21 protein-coding genes are annotated in these 18,686 nt (G+C 67.1%); 10 read left to right on the top strand and 11 right to left on the bottom strand.

Features of this window, described 5'->3' with window-relative positions; genetic code table 11:
- Positions 1–59: 59 nt before the first annotated feature.
- Together K1Y73_RS03585 and K1Y73_RS03580 are read left to right on the top strand one after the other, a co-directional pair.
- Positions 60–1,166 carry an anhydro-N-acetylmuramic acid kinase gene (locus K1Y73_RS03585; protein ID WP_225026640.1) on the top strand — a complete coding sequence of 369 codons (1,107 nt, stop codon included), beginning with the start codon at positions 60–62 and terminating at the stop codon, positions 1,164–1,166.
- 10 nt (positions 1,167–1,176) lie between these two features.
- Positions 1,177–1,662: a DUF421 domain-containing protein gene (locus K1Y73_RS03580; protein WP_225026548.1), complete on the top strand. Its 486-nt coding sequence runs from the start codon at positions 1,177–1,179 to the stop codon at positions 1,660–1,662.
- 75 nt (positions 1,663–1,737) lie between these two features.
- Here the strand turns inward: K1Y73_RS03580 and tkt are convergent, their stop codons facing one another.
- Positions 1,738–3,711: a transketolase gene (gene tkt, locus K1Y73_RS03575; RefSeq protein ID WP_404819057.1), complete on the bottom strand. Its 1,974-nt coding sequence runs from the start codon at positions 3,709–3,711 to the stop codon at positions 1,738–1,740.
- A gap of 271 nt (positions 3,712–3,982) precedes the next feature.
- Here tkt and K1Y73_RS03570 point away from each other — a divergent pair, with 271 nt between their 5' ends.
- Genes K1Y73_RS03570 through K1Y73_RS03560 form a run of 3 tightly spaced genes read left to right on the top strand, consistent with a single transcriptional unit; the run spans position 3,983 to position 5,257 of the window.
- Positions 3,983–4,534, top strand: a complete 552-nt coding sequence (locus K1Y73_RS03570; protein ID WP_225026546.1) for a hypothetical protein — start codon at positions 3,983–3,985, stop codon at positions 4,532–4,534.
- A complete protein-coding gene (locus tag K1Y73_RS03565) occupies positions 4,527–4,901 on the top strand; it encodes a cell division protein ZapA (RefSeq protein ID WP_225026545.1) in 375 nt (124 codons plus the stop codon). Before K1Y73_RS03570 ends, K1Y73_RS03565 begins: the two co-directional genes overlap by 8 nt.
- Complete coding sequence (locus K1Y73_RS03560) at positions 4,898–5,257, top strand: MliC family protein (RefSeq protein ID WP_225026544.1); 360 nt, start codon at positions 4,898–4,900, stop codon at positions 5,255–5,257. Before K1Y73_RS03565 ends, K1Y73_RS03560 begins: the two co-directional genes overlap by 4 nt.
- Before the next feature lie 93 nt (positions 5,258–5,350).
- Here the strand turns inward: K1Y73_RS03560 and grxD are convergent, their stop codons facing one another.
- From grxD to purL, 4 genes are all read right to left on the bottom strand, one after another.
- Positions 5,351–5,710: a Grx4 family monothiol glutaredoxin gene (grxD, locus tag K1Y73_RS03555; RefSeq protein ID WP_225026543.1), complete on the bottom strand. Its 360-nt coding sequence runs from the start codon at positions 5,708–5,710 to the stop codon at positions 5,351–5,353.
- Between the two features lie 10 nt (positions 5,711–5,720).
- Positions 5,721–5,963: a BolA/IbaG family iron-sulfur metabolism protein gene (locus tag K1Y73_RS03550; RefSeq protein ID WP_225026542.1), complete on the bottom strand. Its 243-nt coding sequence runs from the start codon at positions 5,961–5,963 to the stop codon at positions 5,721–5,723.
- 69 nt (positions 5,964–6,032) lie between these two features.
- Entirely contained in the window at positions 6,033–6,536 is a 504-nt protein-coding gene (locus tag K1Y73_RS03545; RefSeq protein ID WP_225026541.1) for a GNAT family N-acetyltransferase, read from the bottom strand.
- Positions 6,536–8,698 carry a phosphoribosylformylglycinamidine synthase subunit PurL gene (gene purL / locus K1Y73_RS03540; RefSeq protein WP_225026540.1) on the bottom strand — a complete coding sequence of 721 codons (2,163 nt, stop codon included), beginning with the start codon at positions 8,696–8,698 and terminating at the stop codon, positions 6,536–6,538. Before purL ends, K1Y73_RS03545 begins: the two co-directional genes overlap by 1 nt.
- A 261-nt stretch (positions 8,699–8,959) precedes the next feature.
- On the opposite strand from purL, the gene K1Y73_RS03535 reads away from it, so the two are divergent.
- The 3 genes from K1Y73_RS03535 to K1Y73_RS03525 are packed head-to-tail and all read left to right on the top strand — an operon-like array spanning position 8,960 to position 10,932.
- The gene (locus K1Y73_RS03535) at positions 8,960–9,307 is read left to right on the top strand and encodes a YciI family protein (RefSeq protein ID WP_225026539.1); all 348 of its coding nucleotides are present in this window, start codon (positions 8,960–8,962) and stop codon (positions 9,305–9,307) included.
- 3 nt (positions 9,308–9,310) lie between these two features.
- On the top strand, positions 9,311–9,649 hold the full coding sequence (locus K1Y73_RS03530; protein WP_225026538.1) for a YciI family protein: 339 nt from the start codon (positions 9,311–9,313) through the stop codon (positions 9,647–9,649).
- A 2-nt stretch (positions 9,650–9,651) separates the two neighbouring features.
- Complete coding sequence (locus K1Y73_RS03525; RefSeq protein WP_225026537.1) at positions 9,652–10,932, top strand: RNA polymerase sigma factor; 1,281 nt, start codon at positions 9,652–9,654, stop codon at positions 10,930–10,932.
- Between the two features lie 117 nt (positions 10,933–11,049).
- On the opposite strand, the gene K1Y73_RS03520 is transcribed toward K1Y73_RS03525, so the two are convergent.
- Positions 11,050–11,943 carry a LysR family transcriptional regulator gene (locus tag K1Y73_RS03520; RefSeq protein ID WP_225026536.1) on the bottom strand — a complete coding sequence of 298 codons (894 nt, stop codon included), beginning with the start codon at positions 11,941–11,943 and terminating at the stop codon, positions 11,050–11,052.
- Between the two features lie 211 nt (positions 11,944–12,154).
- Here K1Y73_RS03520 and K1Y73_RS03515 point away from each other — a divergent pair, with 211 nt between their 5' ends.
- Complete coding sequence (locus K1Y73_RS03515) at positions 12,155–12,967, top strand: glutamate racemase (RefSeq protein ID WP_225026535.1); 813 nt, start codon at positions 12,155–12,157, stop codon at positions 12,965–12,967.
- 133 nt (positions 12,968–13,100) lie between these two features.
- On the opposite strand, the gene K1Y73_RS03510 is transcribed toward K1Y73_RS03515, so the two are convergent.
- The 3 genes from K1Y73_RS03510 to K1Y73_RS03500 form a co-directional block, all read right to left on the bottom strand.
- Positions 13,101–13,946, bottom strand: coding sequence for a glycosyltransferase (locus tag K1Y73_RS03510; RefSeq protein ID WP_225026534.1), 846 nt, complete (start codon positions 13,944–13,946; stop codon positions 13,101–13,103).
- A gap of 165 nt (positions 13,947–14,111) precedes the next feature.
- Complete coding sequence (locus K1Y73_RS03505) at positions 14,112–15,368, bottom strand: aspartate kinase (RefSeq protein WP_225026533.1); 1,257 nt, start codon at positions 15,366–15,368, stop codon at positions 14,112–14,114.
- A gap of 105 nt (positions 15,369–15,473) precedes the next feature.
- Complete coding sequence (locus K1Y73_RS03500) at positions 15,474–15,866, bottom strand: winged helix-turn-helix transcriptional regulator (RefSeq protein WP_225026532.1); 393 nt, start codon at positions 15,864–15,866, stop codon at positions 15,474–15,476.
- Positions 15,867–15,959: 93 nt separating this feature from the next.
- On the opposite strand from K1Y73_RS03500, the gene K1Y73_RS03495 reads away from it, so the two are divergent.
- The gene (locus tag K1Y73_RS03495; protein ID WP_225026531.1) at positions 15,960–17,492 is read left to right on the top strand and encodes an amidohydrolase family protein; all 1,533 of its coding nucleotides are present in this window, start codon (positions 15,960–15,962) and stop codon (positions 17,490–17,492) included.
- A 55-nt stretch (positions 17,493–17,547) separates the two neighbouring features.
- Here K1Y73_RS03495 and K1Y73_RS03490 read toward each other — a convergent pair whose 3' ends face one another.
- Both K1Y73_RS03490 and K1Y73_RS03485 read right to left on the bottom strand, forming a co-directional pair.
- A complete protein-coding gene (locus K1Y73_RS03490) occupies positions 17,548–18,102 on the bottom strand; it encodes an adenine phosphoribosyltransferase (protein ID WP_225026530.1) in 555 nt (184 codons plus the stop codon).
- Between the two features lie 66 nt (positions 18,103–18,168).
- Positions 18,169–18,686 (bottom strand): hypothetical protein (locus K1Y73_RS03485; RefSeq protein WP_225026529.1); only part of this gene is annotated, 518 nt, incomplete at its 5' end.

Raw genomic sequence — 18,686 nt, 5'->3', positions numbered from 1 at the left:
GCTTTAACAGGCGCCGTATAGCGGGGCAGGGGGGCAAGGGGAAGATGGCGAAGGGCAGCGTGCCGAAAGCCGGGCCGATCTGGGCCCTTGGCGCCATGTCGGGTACCTCGCTGGACGGGGTCGATGCGGCCATGGTGCTGACCGACGGGCACCGGGTGCTGGAGTTCGGCCCCCATGCCTATCGCCCCTATTCCGAGGCCGAACAGGCCACCCTGCGCGCGGCGCTGGGTCAATGGCCGGGCGGGCCGGGCGTGGCTGCGGCGGCCGAAGTGGTGGAAACCGCCCATGCCGAAGTGCTGTCGCGCTTTTCCGGCGCGGCGCTGGTCGGGTTCCACGGCCAGACCCTGGCGCATGATCCGCGCGGGCGGGGCACGCATCAGGCCGGCAATGGCGCACTTCTGGCCGAGGTGCTGGGCCTGCCGGTGGTCTGGGATTTCCGTTCTGCCGATATCCGCTTTGGCGGCCAGGGCGCGCCTCTGGCGCCCTTCTACCATTTCGCGCTGGCCAAGAAGATCGGCGCGACGGCGCCCTTGGCTTTCCTGAACCTGGGCGGCGTCGGCAATCTGACCTGGATCGACCCTTCGGCGCCGGGGCCCGAGGTTCCGGGCGCGCTTCTGGCCTTCGATACCGGCCCGGCCAATGCGCCGATCAACGATCTGATGCGCCGGGCCTTGGGCCAAAGCCATGACGAGGGCGGCAGGGTGGCGGCGAAGGGACGGGTGAAAAAGTCGGTGATCGAGGCCTTCCTGGCCGATCCCTTCTTCTACCGCATCCCGCCCAAAAGTCTGGACCGCAACGATTTTCCGGGCCTTGCCGCCGCGGTGAAAGGGCTTTCCACCCCCGCCGCCGCGGCCACCCTGACCGCCGCGGCGGCAGCCGCCGTGGTGAAGGGGGCCGAGCATTTTCCGCAGCCGATCTCGCGCCTACTGGTCACCGGCGGCGGGCGGCACAACCCGGTCTTGATGCGCCATCTGGCCCGGCAATTCCCTTGCCCCGTCGAGCCGGTCGAGGCCGCGGGCCTGGATGGCGACATGCTGGAAGCCCAGGCCTTCGCCTTCCTGGCGGTGCGGGTGGCGCGCGGCTTGCCCACCTCGTGCACGGGCACGACGGGCGTCGCCGCCGCGGTGGGCGGGGGCGAGATCAGCCGGCCCGAGACCGCGGGCTAAGGGGGCCTTCATGCAGGATCTGTGGCAGATGTCGGCGCCCTGGTGGCATTTCGTGCTGCGCGGGGTGGTGATCTATGCGCTGGTGACGCTTTTGCTGCGCGTCTCGGGCAAGCGCGCCATCGGCCAGTTCACCCCGTTCGACATGATCCTGCTGATCCTGATCGGCAATGCGGTGCAGAACGGCATCAATGGCGGCGACAATTCCCTGACCGGGGCGGCGATCATGGCCGTCACGCTGATCGGGCTGAATTATCTGGTGGCGCTGGGCTCGGCCCGGTCGCGCTGGATCCGGGGCCTGGCCGAGGGCAATCCGACGCTGCTGGCCGAGAATGGCAAGGTCGACCAACAGGCGCTGCGGCGCGAATTGGTCAGCAACGAGGATTTCCTGAACGCGATGCGGATCGCCGGCTGCAGCGAGGTGGCGCATATCAAGCGCGCCACGCTGGAGACCAATGGCCATATCCTGATCGAGCCGCACGAGGACAGGCGCGGCTGAACATTCCTTCGAAGGAATGTTCAATTTTCTTCGAAGAAAAGCGCCCGGAGTTTTCGAAAACTCCGGGCGCTTTGCTTACAGCAGCGCTTTGGCGGCGGCGACCGTCGCTTCGGCGGTGATGCCGAATTCCTGATACAGCCGCTCATAGGGCGCCGAGGCGCCGAAGGACGACATGCCGATGAAGGCGGCCTTCTGCTCGCGCCCGCGCTCGCCCAGAAGCCAGCGATCCCAACCCTGGCGCACGCCGGCTTCGATCGCCACGCGCACCGGCCCGGCCGGCAGCACCTTCTTGCGCCAGGCTTCGTCCTGTGCCGCGAACAGCTCCATCGACGGCATCGAGACGACGCGGGTGCCGATGCCTTCGGCCTCCAGCGCCTCGCGCGCGGCCATGGCGATCTCGACCTCGGATCCGGTGGCGATCAGGATCACCTGCCGCTTGCCCGTCGCCTCGGCCAGAACATAGGCGCCCTTGGCCGACAGGTTCTGGTTGGTGTGGGTCTTGCGCACCGCGGCCAGGTTCTGCCGCGACAGGGCCAAGACCGACGGCGTGGCCTTCTGGCTGAGGGCGATTTCCCAGCATTCCGCGACTTCGACCATATCGGCCGGGCGGAAGACCAGCGTGTTGGGCGTCGCGCGCGAGATCGCCAGATGTTCCACCGGCTGGTGGGTCGGCCCGTCCTCGCCCAGACCGATCGAGTCATGCGTCATCACATAGGTGACGGGCAGGCCCATCAGCGCCGACAGCCGCATCGAGGGCCGGGCGTAATCGGTGAAGGCCATGAAGGTGCCGCCATAGGGCCGCACGCCGCCATGCAGCGCCAGGCCGTTCATCGCGGCCGCCATGCCATGCTCGCGGATGCCCCAATACATGTAGCGGCCCTTGCGGTCTTCCGGCGTGAACACGCCCAGATCGCCGGTCTTGGTGTTGTTCGACCCGGTCAGGTCGGCCGAGCCGCCGAAGGTTTCGACCATCACCGGATTGACCGCCGCCAGCACCTTTTCCGAAGCCGAACGGGTGGCCATCTTGGCCCCGGCCTCGGCCGCGGCCTTCTTCACGCCGCGGATCGCGGAATACAGTTTCGACGGCACCTCGCCCGAGAAGATGCGCAGGAATTCCGCGCGCTTGGCGCCGGGCAGGGCGGCCAGACGCGCCTCCCAATCGGCCCGCGCCTTGGCGCCCTTGGCGCCCAGGCTTTCCCACCAGGCCTTGACCTCGGCCGGAATCTCGAAGGCGCCGCCGGCCCAGCCATACAGATCCTTCGTGGCCTGCAACTGCGCCTTGTCGGTCAGCGCGCCATGGCCTTTCGAGGTGTCCTGCGCGGCATGGCCAAGCGCGATATGGGTGGTGCAGGCCACCATGGCCGGCCCGGACGAGGCCTTGGCCGCCGTCAGCGCGCGGTCGATATCCTCGGGATCGTGGCCGTCACAGTCGAACACGTCCCAGCCGGCCGCGGCAAAGCGGGCCTTCTGGTCGGTCACATCCGACAGCGAGACCTTGCCGTCGATGGTGATGCCGTTGTTGTCCCACAGCACGATCAGCTTCGACAGTTTCTGCTTGCCGGCGATGCCGATCGCCTCGTGGCTGACGCCTTCCATCAGGCAGCCATCGCCCGCGATCACATAGGTGAAGTGGTCCTGCACCTTGGCGCCATAGCGGGCGCGCAGCAGTTCTTCGGCCATGGCGAAGCCGACGGCGTTGGAAATGCCCTGGCCCAGCGGGCCGGTGGTGGTTTCCACCCCCGCGACATGGCCATATTCCGGGTGGCCCGCGGTGATGGCGCCCCATTGGCGGAAGTTCTTGATCTGCTCCAGCGTGACATCGGCATAGCCGGTCAGGTGCAGCAGGCTGTAGATCAGCATCGAGCCATGGCCGGCCGACAGGATGAAGCGGTCGCGATCCGGCCAGCGCGGCGCTTTGGGGTCGAATTTCAGGTGCTTTTCGAACAGCACCGTCGCCACATCGGCCATGCCCATCGGCATGCCGGAATGGCCCGAATTCGCCGCCGCAACCGCATCCAGCGTCAGCGCGCGGATCGCCGCGGCGCGCATCCAATGCTCGGGGTGGCGGCTTTTCAGGGTCTCGATGTCCAAGGCGCTCTCCTCTTATGGCCCCCGAGGGTCGCTTCGGCGCATAAAGCCCCCTCCCGGCAAGATCAAGCACGCTGGCCAAGGCCTTGGGAAGAAAGGCTGGTCTCCTGTGGACAGATTCGATCTAAGATGGTTTCGGCGCAAGGCGGGGCCGATTCGGCCCGGTCTGGCGCGTGACGGGGGTCACGGGGCCGGCCGGCCCCCAGGCGGATGGCACCGGAAAGGGCGGCGCATGGCAGAGATCGTGGAACTGGAACGGCGGATCACCGCGGCGCTGGATCGCATCGCGCGCGGGCTGGACGGGCTTGCCGCGCCGCAAGCCGCTGGGCTGGCTGGGGCCGAGTCGGGGGCCGGCGCGCCGATGGCCGTCGATGTCGACCCCGCCGATCTGGCCGCCGATCCGCTGCCCGAAGACCGCGCCGACAGCGCCGACGAGGCGGTGGCGGCGGCCACTGCCGAATTGCGCGCGGCCCTGGCCGCCGCGGCCGAGCGTGAGGCGATGCTGCGCGCGCAATATGAAGACCGCATCGCGCAGATGACCCGCCAGCTGGACGTGCAGGGGCTGGAGATGCAGCGGATGCGCAAGACCGCGGTGGCGCTGCGCGAAGAGGTGCGGCGGCTGCGCGAAGCCGGGGCGGCCGGGCTGATCGAGCCCGGGCAGATCAACCGCGCCATGCTGGCCGAACTGGACGCGCTGCGCGCCAGCCGTCTGTCGGAACTGGCCGAGTTGAACGAGATCAGCGCCGCGCTGGACGATCATCTGACGGAGGCCGAACATGCCTGATCTGGAAATCACCATTGGCGGCAAGGGCTTCATGGTCTCGTGCCAGCCGGGCGAGGAGCATTTCCTGCGCGCCGCGGCGGAATTGCTGGATGCCGAGGCCACGCCGCTTCTGTCTGCCATGGGCCGGCTGCCGGATGTGAAGATGCTGCTGATGGCCGGGCTGATGCTGGCCGACAAGACCGCCGCGACCGAGGACGAGCTGCGCCAGGTCAAGGCGCAACTGGCCGAATTGCAGGCCCGCCCCGCCCCCGCGGCCGAGCGGGTGGAAGTGCCGGTCATTCCGGTTCAGGTTACCGAGACCCTGGCCGAACTGGCCGCCCGGGCCGAGTCTCTGGCCGATCAGGTTGAAGAAAAGGCCAGCGCATGATCCGCCCCGTCCTGACCGCCGCGCTGCTGATGCTGCCTGGGCTGCCGGCTTTGGCCCAGACGACGCCCGAGACCCCCGCAGAAACCCAGGTTCTGACCCTGCGCTATCAATGCGACCGCGGGGTCGAGGTGCCGGCGACCTATGTGAATGCCGCCGATCTGTCCTTGGCGGTGATCCATGTCGAGGGCACACAGATCACGCTTTTCTCTGAACCGGCGGCGTCGGGCGCGCGCTATGGCTGGCCCTCGGACGGGGCCAGCTATGTCTGGTGGACCAAGGGACCCGAGGCCACGCTGTACTGGAAGGAAGCCGGGGAAGAGGTGGCGATCCTGACCGGCTGCCAGGAAAAGGGCTAAGCCTGGAGGACCGGCCGGGGCAGGGGGCGGATTTTCGTCGAAAATCCGCAGCCCAGCAGGGCGACCGGGGGCAAAGCCCCGGCCGGTCAGGCCTCAGGCATTCGCCTCACGGATCTTGTCGGCGGCTTCCTTGTTGTAAGCCACGCCCTTGGCGTCGAACAGCTGGTCCAATTCGCCCGACAGCGTCATCTCGGTGATGATGTCGCAGCCGCCGACGAATTCGCCCTTGACGTAAAGCTGCGGAATCGTCGGCCAGTCCGAGAATTCCTTGATCCCTTGGCGGATTTCCGGGTCGGCCAGCACGTTCACATCGGTGAACTCGACGCCCATATAGTTCAAGACGCCGGCCACGCGGGACGAGAACCCGCATTGCGGCATCAGTTTCGTGCCCTTCATGTACAGCACGACGTCATTCTTCGCGACCGTGTCGCGGATATCGTCCAAAGCGCTCATCTCGATCCCCTTACTCCGGCGCCTTGGTGGTCAGCGCCAGCGCGTGCAATTCCCCATGCGCCCCGTCCATCTTGCCCTTCAGGCTGGCATAGACGGCGCGCTGCTGCTGGACCCGGTTCATGCCCCGGAAGCTTTCGTCGATCACTTCGGCCGCCCAATGGTTGCCGTCCCCCACGGTGTCGATCACCGTGATCTTCGCTTGCGGAAACGCGGCGCGGATCAGCGCCTCGATGTCCTTGCCTTCCATTGGCATGGGTCTCTCCTTGGTCCTAGCCCCCAGATGTAGGCCGGGCAGGGCGCGCAGGCAAGGGCGGAAGGCGGGTCAGGGCGCGGCTGCGACACCTTGGGGCGGCAGCGCCCGCCATTCCGTCTCAAGCAGCGCGAAGGCCAGGCAATCGACCCAGGTGCCACCGCGATTCCAGCAAGATCGCATCACGCCTTCCTGCACCAGCCCGGCGCGGCGAAAGGCGGCCAGGGCGGGCGCATTGTCATGCGCCACATCGCAGAACAGCCGATGCGCGCCCATTTCGCCGAAGGCCAGATCCAGCACGGCGCGGATCAGCTGCTGGCCCTCGCCACGCCCCGGCGCCACCAGCGCCAGGTTCATCAGATCGACGACGCGCGGATAGGCCAGTTCCAGCACGGCAAACCCATCGAAGCCGCCCGTGCCGGCGCGGTCCCAGATCAGGATCCGGTTCTCTGCCACGGCGGCCTGTTCGGCCAGCCAGCTTTCGGTCTGGCCCAGCAGCGCCAGCGGATGCGCGGCGATCAGCCCGGCGATCCGCGCCAGATCGGCGCTGTCCGACGGGCCGATCCGCCGCAGCATCAAACGCCCAAAGCCGCCGCGAAGGCGCTGCGATAGATCTTCGACAGGCCCGCCAGCGGCGCCGCATCAGTGCCCAGGCACACGGTATCGCCGCCGAACTGGCCGACCAGCGCCAAGGGCACCCGGGCCGCTTCGGCCGCGGCTTCCAGCGCCGGCATCGCCTCGGGCGCCACGGCCAGCAGATAGCGGCCCTGATCCTCGGCGAAGAGGAAGGGGATATCGCCGCGCTCGATCCAGATGCCCTGGCCCGCCGCTTCGGCCATCTCGAAGGCCGCCAGTGCCAGCCCGCCATCGCTGAGATCCGAGCAGGCCCGGATCGCCTTGCGATTGGCGCGGATGAAGTCGCCGTGCTTCTTCTCGGCCTTCAGATCGACCGGCGGCGCATCGCCCGCTTCCATGCCGAACGCCTCGGCCAGCAGGGCCGACTGGCCCAGATGGCCCTTGGTCTCGCCCAACAGCACCGCCAGATCGCCGGCCTGCGGCTTGCCCGCGATCACCTCGTCCAGCGATTTGAACAGGCCGACGGCGCCGATCGTGGGCGTGGGCAGAATGCCCGTGCCATCGGTTTCATTGTAAAGCGACACATTGCCCGAGACGATGGGCATATCCAGCGCCAGACAGGCCTCGCCGATCCCCTTCAGGGCGCCGACGAACTGGCCCATGATCTCGGGCTTTTCGGGATTGCCGAAATTCAGGTTGTCGGTCGTGGCCAAGGGCAGGGCGCCCATCGCGGTCAGGTTGCGATAGGCTTCCGCCACCGCCTGGCGCCCGCCCTGCAGCGGGTTCGCCTTCACGTAGCGCGGCGTCACGTCGCTGGTGAAGGCCAGCGCCTTTTGCGTGCCATGCACCCGCACCACACCCGCCGGCAGGCCGGGCGTCACCAGCGTATCGGCGCCGACCTGGCTGTCATATTGTTCATAGACCCAAGCCTTATGCGCGTAGGACGGCGCGCCGATCAGCGCCTTCAGCCCGGCAATCGCACCAATCGCCGGCACCTCGCCCAAAGGCGCCGCGGCCGGGGTTTCCACCCAGGGCCGGTCATATTCCGGCGCCGAAGACGACAGTTTCGACAGGGGCAGGTCGGCCTTCACCTCATTGCCATGCAGGATCAGGAAACGGTCCTCGGGAATGGTCTCGCCCACGATGGCGAAATCCAGATCCCATTTGACAAAGATCGCCCGGGCCTCGGCTTCCTTCTCGGGGCGCAGGACCATCAGCATGCGTTCCTGAGATTCGCTCAGCATCATCTCATAGGCGGTCATGTTGGTTTCGCGCTGCGGCACGTCATCCAGCTGCAGCTTGATCCCGAGGCCCCCCTTGTCGCCCATCTCGACCGCCGAGCAGGTCAGCCCGGCAGCCCCCATGTCCTGAATGGAAATGACCGCGCCGGTCTGCATCAGCTCCAGACAGGCCTCAAGCAGGCGCTTTTCGGTGAAAGGGTCGCCGACCTGGACGGTGGGGCGCTTTTCCTCGATCGTCTCGTCGAATTCGGCGCTGGCCATGGTGGCGCCGCCCACGCCGTCGCGGCCGGTCTTGGCGCCCAGATAGACGACCGGCATGCCGACGCCCGAGGCGGCCGAGTAGAAGATCTGGTCGGCCTTCGCCAGGCCCGCCGCAAAGGCGTTGACCAGGCAATTGCCGTTATAGCTGCGGTGGAAGCGCACTTCGCCGCCCACGGTCGGCACGCCGAAGGCATTGCCATAGCTGCCCACGCCCTCGACCACGCCCTTGACCAGATGCGCGGTCTTCGGATGCGAGGGCAGGCCGAAGGACAGGCTGTTCATCGCCGCAATCGGCCGCGCGCCCATGGTGAAGACGTCGCGCAGAATGCCGCCCACGCCGGTGGCCGCGCCCTGATGCGGCTCGATGTAAGACGGGTGGTTGTGGCTCTCCATCTTGAAGATCACCGCATCGCCATCGCCGATATCGACGACGCCGGCATTCTCGCCCGGGCCACAGATCACCTGCGGGCCCGAGGTGGGCAGCTTGCGCAGATGGATCTTCGAGGATTTGTAGGAACAATGCTCGTTCCACATCGCCGAGAAAATGCCCAATTCGGTGAATGTGGGCTGACGGCCCAGGATGCCCAGCAGCCGGTCCCATTCATCGGGCTTGATCCCATGCGAGGCCACCAGATCGGGGGTGATTTCGGGTTCGCTCATGGCCGGCCTCCGCGCGCGTGATCTTGGCGCCTCCTAGCGGAAAGGCCGGGCGAGGGGAAGGGCAGAGGCCCGCGCCGGCCGGGCGTCAGGGCGGATTTTTCCGCGCCCGACCGCCGCTGTCGCGCCCGGCCGGGGCGTGGCGCAAAATTTTCGGCGAAAATTTTCGCGCCCCGTGCCTACTGTGTCGAAATCGGCAGGCGTCGCGCGTCCTTGGTCTGGACCGATGCGCAATCCCGCGCCGGACCATGACAGGAGAGACCGATGAAATACATGGCCCTGATCTACGAAGATCCCGCCGGTGCCCCGCCCGCGGGCAGCCCCGACTGGGGCCCGCTGATGCAGCGCTACATGGCGCTGGCCCAGGCGCTGCAGGCCGAGGGCAAATGGATCGCGGGCGAGGGCCTGGCCGGGCCCGAAACCGCCACCACCCTGCGCCGCCGCGGCGGGCAGTTGGAAACCATGGACGGCCCCTTTGCCGAGACGCGCGAACATCTGGGCGGCTTCTACCTGTTCGAGGCCGCCGATCTGGACGAGGCGCTGGCTTGGGCGGCGCAGATCCCCTCGGTCGACTGGGGCAGCATCGAGCTGCGCCCGGTGATGGAGTATTGAGCGATGCGTTTTCTTGCCCTGATCTACACCGATCCCGCCCTGGCCCCGCCGATGTCCGACAGCATGAACGCCGCCTATTTCGCGCTGAACCAGAGGATGCAGGCAGCCGGGGTGATGGTGTCCGGCCTTGCGCTGCAGCCGGTCGGCACGGCGCGCTCGGTGCGGCTGCGCGACGGCAAAGCCGAGGTGATGGACGGCCCCTTTGCCGAGACGCGCGAACATCTGGGCGGCTATTACCTGATCGACTGTGCCGATCAGGATGAGGCGCTGGCCTGGGCCGCGCAGATCCCCGGCGCCGCGCATGGCACGGTCGAGGTGCGGCCGATCGTGGTCTTCGGCTGAGCATGGCAGATCGCGGCCCCGCGGCGGCCTGTCTGGACGCGGTGCTGCGCCAGGACCGGGGGCGGTGTCTGGCCGCCCTCGTCGCTCGGATCGGCGATTTCCCCCGCGCCGAAGAGGCGCTGCAAGAGGCTGCGGCCTCGGCGCTGGTGCATTGGGCGCGGCTGGGGCCGCCCGCCCATCCGCAGGCCTGGCTGATCCGCGCCGGCCTGCGCAAGGCGATTGATGCCTATCGCCGCGAGACGGCGCTGGCGCGGCACCGCGCGGCGATCGGACGGCTGGCGCTGCAAGAGGCGGCGCTGGACGCAGAGCCGGATCAGGCGGGGCAGATCCCCGATGACCGGCTGCGGCTGATCTTCACCTGCTGCCATCCGGCGCTGGAACAGAAGACCCGGGTCGCGCTGACCCTGCGCAGCCTGTGCGGGCTGACGACGGCGCAGGTCGCAGCGGTGTTTCTGGATGCGGAAACCACGATGGGCCAAAGGCTTAGCCGGGCTCGGGCCAAGATCGCCGCGGCCGGCATTCCCTTTGCCGTGCCTGGCCCCGAAGACTGGCCCGCGCGGCTGAATTCGGTTCTGACGGTGATCTATCTTGTCTTCACGGCAGGTTACGCGGCGGGCCCCGCCGCCGGCCGCGACCTGTGCGACGAGGCGGTGTTTCTGGCCCGCATGCTGCGCGCGCTGCGCCCCGGCGATGCCGAAATCGACGCCTGCCTGGCGCTTCTGCTGCTGACCCAGGCCCGCCGCGCCGCCCGCACCGGGCCCGATGGCGCGACCGTGCCACCGCAGCTTCAGGATCGCACCCTGTGGGATGCGGCGATGATCGCCGAGGCCCGGGCCCTGCTGGCCCCGCCCGCGCCCGAGGCGCCCTTCCGGCTGAAGGCCGGGATTGCCGCCTGCCATCTGGCCCAGCCGCCCGACTGGGCGCGGATGGCGGCGCTGCAGGCGCGGCTGCTGGCTTTCGAGGATACGCCGGTGACCCGTCTCAGCCATGCGGTGGCCCTGGGCGAGGCCGAGGGGGCCGAGGCCGCGCTGGCCGCGCTGGCGCCGCTGGCGGCCGATCTGCGCGCCTATCAGCCCTTCCACGCCGCGGCGGCCGAATTCCTGGCCCGCGCGGGCGAGATCACCGCCGCCCGTGCCGCCTATGCCCAGGCCATCGCGCTTGCCGCAAGCCCTGCGGATGCGGCGTTTCTGCGCGCCCGCGCCTCAGATCTGCCGGATGATTCGCAACCCCGGAAAAAAGAAGGCCGAGCAGAAGCTCGGCCCAAGTCCAACAGGGAGGTTTGAAGCGCGAAGAGTTGCCTCGTTCAGCGCCTCGCCGCCTGATTTATGGACAGAAGATGAATCGCGCAAGGGATGGATTGCCGCAGGTTGGGTATGCCTGCCATGCGTCTGGCGCATAGCTTACTGTTCGTGCTTGCGCCGGAACTCGATGATCTCGTCCATGACGAAATCGCGGAAGGCCGAGACGCGCTTGGAATGGCGCAACTCTTCGGGATAGGCGAGGAAGACCGGCACCTCGCCCGATTCCACATCGGGCAGCACCCGCACCAGATGCGGGAAATCCTCGGTGATGTAATCGGGCATGACCCCGATCCCCAGATGATTCAGCACCGCTTGCAACACGCCGAAGTAATTGTTCACATGCAGGGTCGAGGGGACATCATGGCTCATCAACTCGGCCACCAGCAGCGCGCCCGCCGCGACCTGGGCCGTGCCGGGATGCTGGCAGATCAGCCGGTGCTGGCTCATGTCTTCCATCGTCGTCGGCATGCCGGCCTTGGCCAGGTATTCCGGCGTTGCATAGAGCCGCATCTTGATCTGCATCAGCCGCTTGCGGATCAGGTCGGCCTGGCTGGGCTCTTTCATGCGGATCGCCACATCGGCTTCGCGCATCGGCAGATCCAGAACCCGCTCTTCCAGCATCAGGTCGATCTTCAGCGCCGGATAGGTTTCGTAAAGCCGCGCCAGCCGCGGGGCCAGCCACAGCGTGCCGAAGCCCATCGTCGTCGTGACGCGCAATTCGCCGAAGACCTCATCCTCGCTGTCGCGGATCCGCGCGGCGGTGGCATCCAGCCGCTTGACCATGGCGGTCGTGGCGTCGAACAGCAACTCGCCCTGTTCGGTCAGGATCAGCCCGCGCGCATGGCGGTGGAACAGCGTAACATTCAGGCTTTCCTCCAGCGCGCGGATCTGCCGGCTGACGGCGGATTGCGACAGATGCAGCACGTCGCCCGCATGGGTCAGGCTGCCGCGCTCGGCGACGGCGTGAAAGATGCGCAGCTTGTCCCAGTCCATGGCTCACCTCTGAAATTGCCGGCACCCTATCACATGCCATGCAGAGAACGAAAACCTGACACGGCAAAAAAGCCGTAACCAACGGCGAAAAAGCGGCAATCGGCCCTGCGCCCCTTTCGTGGAGCGGGGCATCGGCCTATGATCGCGCCCGAAACGGGGCCAAAGACCCCGGGATCGGGCAGCAATCGGGCATTTTCGGAAAGGATCAGCCATGGCGGTCGGAATCTTCGATTCGGGTCTGGGGGGGCTGACCGTGCTGGATGCGGTGGCGCGCCGGCTTCCGCAGGTGCCTTTCGTCTATTTCGGCGACAATGCGCATGCGCCCTATGGGGTGCGCGATGCCGATGACATTTTCGCCCTGACCTGTGCCGCGACCGAGCGGCTTTGGGCCGAGGGCTGCGATCTGGTGATCCTGGCCTGCAACACCGCTTCGGCCGCGGCGCTGCGCCGGATGCAGGAAACCTGGCTGCCCAAGGACAAGCGCGTGCTGGGCGTCTTCGTGCCGCTGATCGAGGCGCTGACCGAACGGCAATGGGGCGACAACTCGCCGCCGCGCGAGGTGGCGGTCAAGCATGTGGCGCTGTTTGCCACGCCCGCGACGGTGGCCAGCCGTGCGTTCCAGCGCGAATTGGCCTTCCGCGCGATCGGGGTGGATGTCGAGGCGCAGCCCTGCGGCGGCGTGGTCGATGCGATCGAGCAGGGCGACGAGATCCTGGCCGAGGCGCTGGTGAAAAGCCATGTCGAGGCGTTGAAGCGGCGCATGCCGCATCCCGAGGCGGCGATCCTGGGCTGCACGCATTATCCCTTGATGGAAAAGACCTTCCAGGCGGCGCTGGGCCCGCAGGTCAAGGTCTATTCCCAGGCCAATCTGGTGGCCGAATCGCTGGCCGATTACCTGATCCGCCGGCCCGAGATGCTGGGGCAGGGCACGGTGTCGAAATTCCTGACCACGGGCGATCCCGACAGTGTGTCGGTCCATGCGACGCAGTTCCTGAAACGGAAGATCGGGTTTGAGAAGGCGTAAGGTCGGCGCCTTGGCCCCCTGAGCGCGCGATGGCAGAGGATCGCGCGCGAAGCCGCGCCGCGGCACCTTGCTGAGACCCCGGAAAGCCGGCGCATCGCCCGCGATGTGGCAATGCAAAAGCGGCGGCCTTCGCCTATCCGGCCAATGCGCTTTCCCGCAGATTCTCGCGGGCAGTCTCCAGATCAAGCCCGAAATGCCGGGCCAGCAATTCGGGCAGCCTGGCTTCGGACTGGGCCGGGGCCTCTGGATCGCTGTCGGCTCGCAGCTTGTCCCAGCGATCGCCGGTGTCGTTGAAACCGTGGAAGCAGCGGATGAACATCGGGGCGCGCGCGCAGGAGATCGCCGTATGCGCCCTCCAGGATTGGTAATGCGGAAAGTTCATCGTGGTCCGCCGCGTGTCGGAGCGCTGAATGAAGGCCTGGGCCACACCCCAATGCGCCGCCACGACCGGCTTGAAGGCCAGATCATCGGCCAATAGCTTCAGCGCATAGCCGCGACAGAAATCAACTTCCAGCCGGGGTTCACGCCGGATCAGCCCGCGCGACAGGGCAAAGATCCGGCGCAGTTCGGCCACGAAAGACAATCCGACACCGTCGTCGTCATCCATCCGGAATTCGGCCACGAAAGGGATGCTTGGATCGCGCTGTTCCAGCAGCAGCCGGCTGCACACGTCGATATGCGGCTGAAATTCCGGCTCGGCGCGGATGATGATCTGGGGATGGCCCGCGGCCATCCGATCCAGCGCCTTTCGCGCAAATTCGGGCAGGCCTTCGCCAACAAGAACAATCAGCCGGAAATCGGGATCGGTCTGGCCCAGCAGCGTCGGCAGGCAAAGCGTGCGGAAAAGCCAGAGCCGGGTTTGCAGCCGCCGGGTCTCATAAAGCGCGTGGCTGCTGTCCGAGGTTGCCCGCCCCAACTTGAATCCCGATCCGCCCGCCGTTGGATAGGAAAACCGGCATAGGCCTATGACCTGCAACATCGTCGACATCGGTGGAACTCGGAACGCGTGGACACTCGGCAGACTGTACCGAGCAGATCCTGTCGCGGTCAACGACGAGACGGCAGATTGCAAACACACAGGGCACGGCCGGTCAGGCCGTGCCCTGTGGTGGGCCCTGTGATGCGCCCTGTGACGGGCCTTGCCTCAGACCTTGTCCAGCTCGAAGGCGTCGTGCAGCGCCTGCACGGCCAGTTCCATGTATTTGCGGTCGATCAGCACCGAGATCTTGATCTCGGAGGTGGCGATGACCTTGATGTTGATGCCTTCATTGGCCAGCGCCTTGAACATCCGCGCGGCGACGCCCACCTGGCTGCGCATGCCGATGCCCACCACCGAGACCTTGGCAACCTCGGTATCCACGACCAGATCGTCATAGGCGATCAGGCCCGCGGCGCGCGCGTCCTCCATCGCCTTCTGCGCCCGCGGCACCTGGTTGACCGGCACCGAGAAGGTCATGTCGGTCACCGCACCCGGGTGGCTGCCATAGTTCTTCTCGGATATGTTCTGCACGATCATGTCGACATTCACGCCGGCATCGGCCAGGGGCCCGAAGATCGCCTGGGCCACGCCCGGGCGGTCTTCAATGGTGAACAGCGTGATCTTCGCCTCGTCGCGCGAGAAGGCGATGCCGCTGACGACTTTCGATTCCATGATTTCCTCCTCGTCGCAGACCAGGGTTCCAGAGTTCTCGTCGGTATCCTCGAACGAGGACAGCACGCGCAGCCGCACCTTGTAGCGCATCGCCAGCTCGACGCTGCGCGTCTGCAGCACCTTTGCCCCCAGCGAGGCCAGTTCCAGCATTTCCTCGAAGGCGATCTTGTCCAGCTTGCGCGCCTTCGACACGATGCGCGGATCGGTCGTATAGACCCCGTCCACATCGGTGTAGATGTCGCAGCGCTCGGCGCCGAAGGCGGCGGCGAAGGCCACCGCGGTCGTGTCGCTGCCGCCGCGGCCCAGCGTGGTGATCCGGCCCTCGGCCGAGACGCCCTGGAAGCCCGCCACCACCGCGACCTTGAAGCCTTCGGCGAATTTCGCGTCCAGGTTTTCGCGCGGGATGCTGAGGAACCGGGCCGAGCCATGCGCCGAGGTGGTGTTGATCGGCACCTGCCAGCCCTGCCAGCTGCGCGCCGGCACGCCCATTTCCTGCAGGCGCAGCGCCATCAGCCCGGCGGTCACATTCTCGCCCGAGGCGACGACGGCATCGTATTCGCGCGCGTCATACAGTTTCGAGGTGGTTTCGACCCAGCCGACCAATTCATTGGTCTTGCCCGACATGGCCGAGACGATGACGATCACGTCATAGCCCCGTTCCACCTCTTTCTGCACCTTCTTCGCGGCGTTTTCGATCCGCGCAAGGTCGGCCACCGAAGTGCCCCCGAATTTCATGACGAGCAGCGGCATGGATCTCTCCCAGGCCCAAGGAAACCGCGCGCTTCCTAGCGGGGCGGGGGCGGGGGTGCAAGGGCCAGTCGCTGCGGCCGTTCCGGCGCGCGCGGCCGCGGGCGGCTAGCGCGGGGGCAGGGCCGCCTCTTCGGCCTCGGCCGCGCCGGTCGCGGCGTCATAGCGGCGCTGGTTGGCGCCGATCAGATCGACATTCAGCGCCGACCAGTGGCACAGCGCGAACAGGGGCGCGATCAGCGTGCGGCCCAGGTCGGTCAGCCCGTATTCCACCTGGGGCGGATTGCGCTCGGCCCGCACCCGGCGCCAGACCAGCCCGTCGCGTTCCAGCCCGCGCAGCGTCACCGTCAGCATGCGCTGCGAGATGGATTCGATCTCGCGCCGCATCTGATTGTAGCGTTTCGGCCCTTCCGACAGGATCAGGATCACCAGAACCGTCCATTTGTTGCCAACCGCAGAAAGTATCGGGGAAATCTGTTCGCAATCCCCGGGCACAGACATGTTCCCAAGCTTCAAAAACGTGCCTCCTTGAGCCGATTTTCGCATCCGTTAAGGAAGTAGGGCACGAAAAGTATGCGATAAGGAGATAGCGCAATGTGTGAGCTTTGCAAAGCGGGCCTTGCCCAGCCCCAGCCCCATTCCCATGCCGGCCGACCGGGCAAGATGACCTCGCGCCGCGGCTTTCTGCGCGGGGCGCTGGCCAGTGCCGCGGCCATGGCCTTCCTGCCCGCCTTCCTGGCCCGCCCCGCCGCCGCGCAGGGCCTGCCCGCGGGCGTGGGCGATCCCGGCCGGCGCACGCTGATCAAGGGCGGCCATATCCTCAGCCAGGATGCCGCGATCGGCGATTTCACCGGAGACCTGCTGCTGGAAGGCGCGAAGATCCTTGACCTTGCCCCCGCCATCGACGCGCCCGACGCGCTGGTGATCGATGCCGCGGGCCGCATCGTGCTGCCGGGCTTCATCGACACCCATCACCACCAGTTCGAAACCAGCCTGCGCTCCTACCTGCCCGACGGGATCATGTTCGGCGATCCGACCCGGCCGGGCGCGGCGACCTATCTGGACAACATCCTTGGCATCTTCTCGAAACTCTACCGCCCCGAGGATGTCTATATCGCCCAGCTGTTCGGCGGCCTGTCGCAGCTGGATGCGGGCGTGACCACGGTTCTGGACGTGTCGCAGATCCACCATTCGCCCGCGCATTCCGACGCGGTGGTCGAGGGCCTGCAGGCGGTCGGCCGCCGCGGCGTGTTCGGCTATTTCGAAGGCTACGGCCCGGGCCTGCAATATCCGCAGGATGCCCGCCGGCTGCGCGACCAGTATTTCGCCTCGGACGACCAGCTTCTGTCCATGCTGATGGGGGGCGAGGTCTATCTGCCCGGCGTCGATCCGATGGTGCTGTGGAACCTTGGCAAAGAGCTGGACCTGATGGTCGGGCTGCATGTCGTGGGCTCGCTGGGCATGCAAGAGACCATGGACAGGCTGATCCCGCATTACACCGACCGGCATCTGTTCATCCACATGACCGGCATGTCCGATGCGGCCTGGGACCGGGCGAAAGAGGTGGGCGCCCATATCTCGCTTTCGGTGCCGATCGAAATGCAGATGCGCCATGGCATGCCGCCGATCCAGAAGGCGATCGACATGGGGATGGCGCCGGCGCTGTCGGTCGATGTGGAATGCACGATGACGGCGGATTTCTTCACCCAGATGCGCAGCACCCTTACCCTGCAGCGGGCGCTGGCGAACCAGATCGCGCTGGACCAGGGCCCCGAGGCGGCGCCGGCGCTGCTGTCCTCGCGCGAGGTGCTGGAGTTTGCCACGATCAACGGCGCCAAGGCCTTGCGGCTGGATCACAAGACCGGCTCGCTGACACCGGGGAAAGAGGCCGATATCCTGCTTCTCGATGCGACGGCGCTGAACGTGGCGCCGTTGAACAACGCCGCCGGCGCCGTTGTCACGCTGATGGAACGCTCGAATGTCGAGACGGTTCTGGTGGCCGGGCAGATCCGGAAATGGCAGGGCGCGCTGGTCGGGCAGGATATCCCGGCGCTGCGCGACCGGATCATCGCCTCGCGCGATTACCTGTTCGACGCGGCGGGCGTCGCGGTGCCGCTGTTCGACTGATCCCGCAGACAGACCGGGGCGCGCGCCGTGCCGCGCCCCGGGGCAGGGTCGGGCGCTACAGCCCCTCGAAGGCGCAAAGCGCGTGGACATCCATTCCCAAGGCCTCAAGCCGCGCCCGCCCGCCCAGATCGGGCAGGTCGACGACGAAGGCGCAGCCGACGATCTGCGCCCCCAGCCGTTCGATCAGCTTGATGCCCGCCTCGGCCGTGCCGCCGGTGGCCAGAAGATCATCGACCAGCAGCACCCGCTCGCCCGGTTGCAGCGCATCGTCATGGATCTCGACCACGGCCTCGCCATATTCCAGCTGATAGGCCTGGCTGATGGTCTGGCCGGGCAGCTTGCCCTTCTTGCGGATCGGCACGAAACCCGTCGATAGCTGATGCGCCACCGCGCCGCCCAGGATGAAGCCCCGCGCCTCAAGCCCCGCGACCTTGTCGATGCGCAGGCCCGCATAGGGCGCCAGCAGCTGGTCCACGCACATGCGCAAGCCGCGCGGATCGGCGAAAAGCGTGGTCACGTCGCGAAACAGGATCCCCTCATGCGGGAAGTCCACGATGGTGCGGATATAGTCTTTTACGGTCTTGGCCTTGGTCTTTTCGGTCTGTGCCATGGGCGCCTCGGAACGGAAGAACGGGTCTGGTTACCATCAGCCGGAAGCGCGCCACAAGGGCGGCGCTCAGGGATAGATCCAGCGCAGAAGCCGGGCGTCCTGGCCTTCGATGGTCAGCGTCGCGTTCGAGCTTTGGCTCAGGATCGACACGCCCTCATAGGCGCGGCCGGCCACGTCGAAGCGGGGGCCAAGCGCCTGGAACACCTCTTCCAGCACCACCGACTGCATGTCATGCGCCTCCATCCCGGTCGAGATCAGGATCGTCGCGGCGGTGATGCGGTTGCTGTCATTCCACCAGATCGTCGAATAGCCGACCCCCATCACCCCCGGCGCTGAAAGTCCGGGCTGGGCGGCCATGCTGTCGCCGGGCTGGGCCGCGCTGACATAGACGCGGATATCGGCGCCGGCCCTGTCGGTGCGGGTCAGGCGGATGCCGGCGCCCGCGCCGTTGATCTGCGCGATGGCCTGGTCCAGCGCCTGGTCCAGAAGCTGCGCCAGCGCCGGGGTCAGCCGCGCCTTCGCGGGCAGAAGCGCCAGCGTCAGCTCGGACTTCGCCCAGCGCACGGCAGGGCCGCGGCAGGACT

It is taken from the genome of Xinfangfangia pollutisoli (assembly GCF_020179405.1).
Lineage (GTDB): Bacteria > Pseudomonadota > Alphaproteobacteria > Rhodobacterales > Rhodobacteraceae > Pseudogemmobacter > Pseudogemmobacter pollutisoli.
The sequence above is the reverse complement of the archived record's forward strand: the minus strand, read 5'-3'. Positions and strand labels throughout refer to the sequence as shown.

Coding starts and splice junctions, on each gene's coding strand:
- K1Y73_RS03580 (WP_225026548.1), top strand. CDS start 1,177: ATGCAGGATCTGTGGCAGATGTCGGCGCCCTGGTGGCATTTCGTGCTG.
- tkt (WP_404819057.1), bottom strand. CDS start 3,711: ATGCGCGCCGCGGCGATCCGCGCGCTGACGCTGGATGCGGTTGCGGCG.
- K1Y73_RS03570 (WP_225026546.1), top strand. CDS start 3,983: ATGGCAGAGATCGTGGAACTGGAACGGCGGATCACCGCGGCGCTGGAT.
- K1Y73_RS03565 (WP_225026545.1), top strand. CDS start 4,527: ATGCCTGATCTGGAAATCACCATTGGCGGCAAGGGCTTCATGGTCTCG.
- K1Y73_RS03560 (WP_225026544.1), top strand. CDS start 4,898: ATGATCCGCCCCGTCCTGACCGCCGCGCTGCTGATGCTGCCTGGGCTG.
- grxD (WP_225026543.1), bottom strand. CDS start 5,710: ATGAGCGCTTTGGACGATATCCGCGACACGGTCGCGAAGAATGACGTC.
- K1Y73_RS03550 (WP_225026542.1), bottom strand. CDS start 5,963: ATGCCAATGGAAGGCAAGGACATCGAGGCGCTGATCCGCGCCGCGTTT.
- K1Y73_RS03545 (WP_225026541.1), bottom strand. CDS start 6,536: ATGCTGCGGCGGATCGGCCCGTCGGACAGCGCCGATCTGGCGCGGATC.
- purL (WP_225026540.1), bottom strand. CDS start 8,698: ATGAGCGAACCCGAAATCACCCCCGATCTGGTGGCCTCGCATGGGATC.
- K1Y73_RS03535 (WP_225026539.1), top strand. CDS start 8,960: ATGAAATACATGGCCCTGATCTACGAAGATCCCGCCGGTGCCCCGCCC.
- K1Y73_RS03530 (WP_225026538.1), top strand. CDS start 9,311: ATGCGTTTTCTTGCCCTGATCTACACCGATCCCGCCCTGGCCCCGCCG.
- K1Y73_RS03525 (WP_225026537.1), top strand. CDS start 9,652: ATGGCAGATCGCGGCCCCGCGGCGGCCTGTCTGGACGCGGTGCTGCGC.
- K1Y73_RS03520 (WP_225026536.1), bottom strand. CDS start 11,943: ATGGACTGGGACAAGCTGCGCATCTTTCACGCCGTCGCCGAGCGCGGC.
- K1Y73_RS03515 (WP_225026535.1), top strand. CDS start 12,155: ATGGCGGTCGGAATCTTCGATTCGGGTCTGGGGGGGCTGACCGTGCTG.
- K1Y73_RS03510 (WP_225026534.1), bottom strand. CDS start 13,946: ATGTTGCAGGTCATAGGCCTATGCCGGTTTTCCTATCCAACGGCGGGC.
- K1Y73_RS03505 (WP_225026533.1), bottom strand. CDS start 15,368: ATGCCGCTGCTCGTCATGAAATTCGGGGGCACTTCGGTGGCCGACCTT.
- K1Y73_RS03500 (WP_225026532.1), bottom strand. CDS start 15,866: ATGTCTGTGCCCGGGGATTGCGAACAGATTTCCCCGATACTTTCTGCG.
- K1Y73_RS03495 (WP_225026531.1), top strand. CDS start 15,960: ATGTGTGAGCTTTGCAAAGCGGGCCTTGCCCAGCCCCAGCCCCATTCC.
- K1Y73_RS03490 (WP_225026530.1), bottom strand. CDS start 18,102: ATGGCACAGACCGAAAAGACCAAGGCCAAGACCGTAAAAGACTATATC.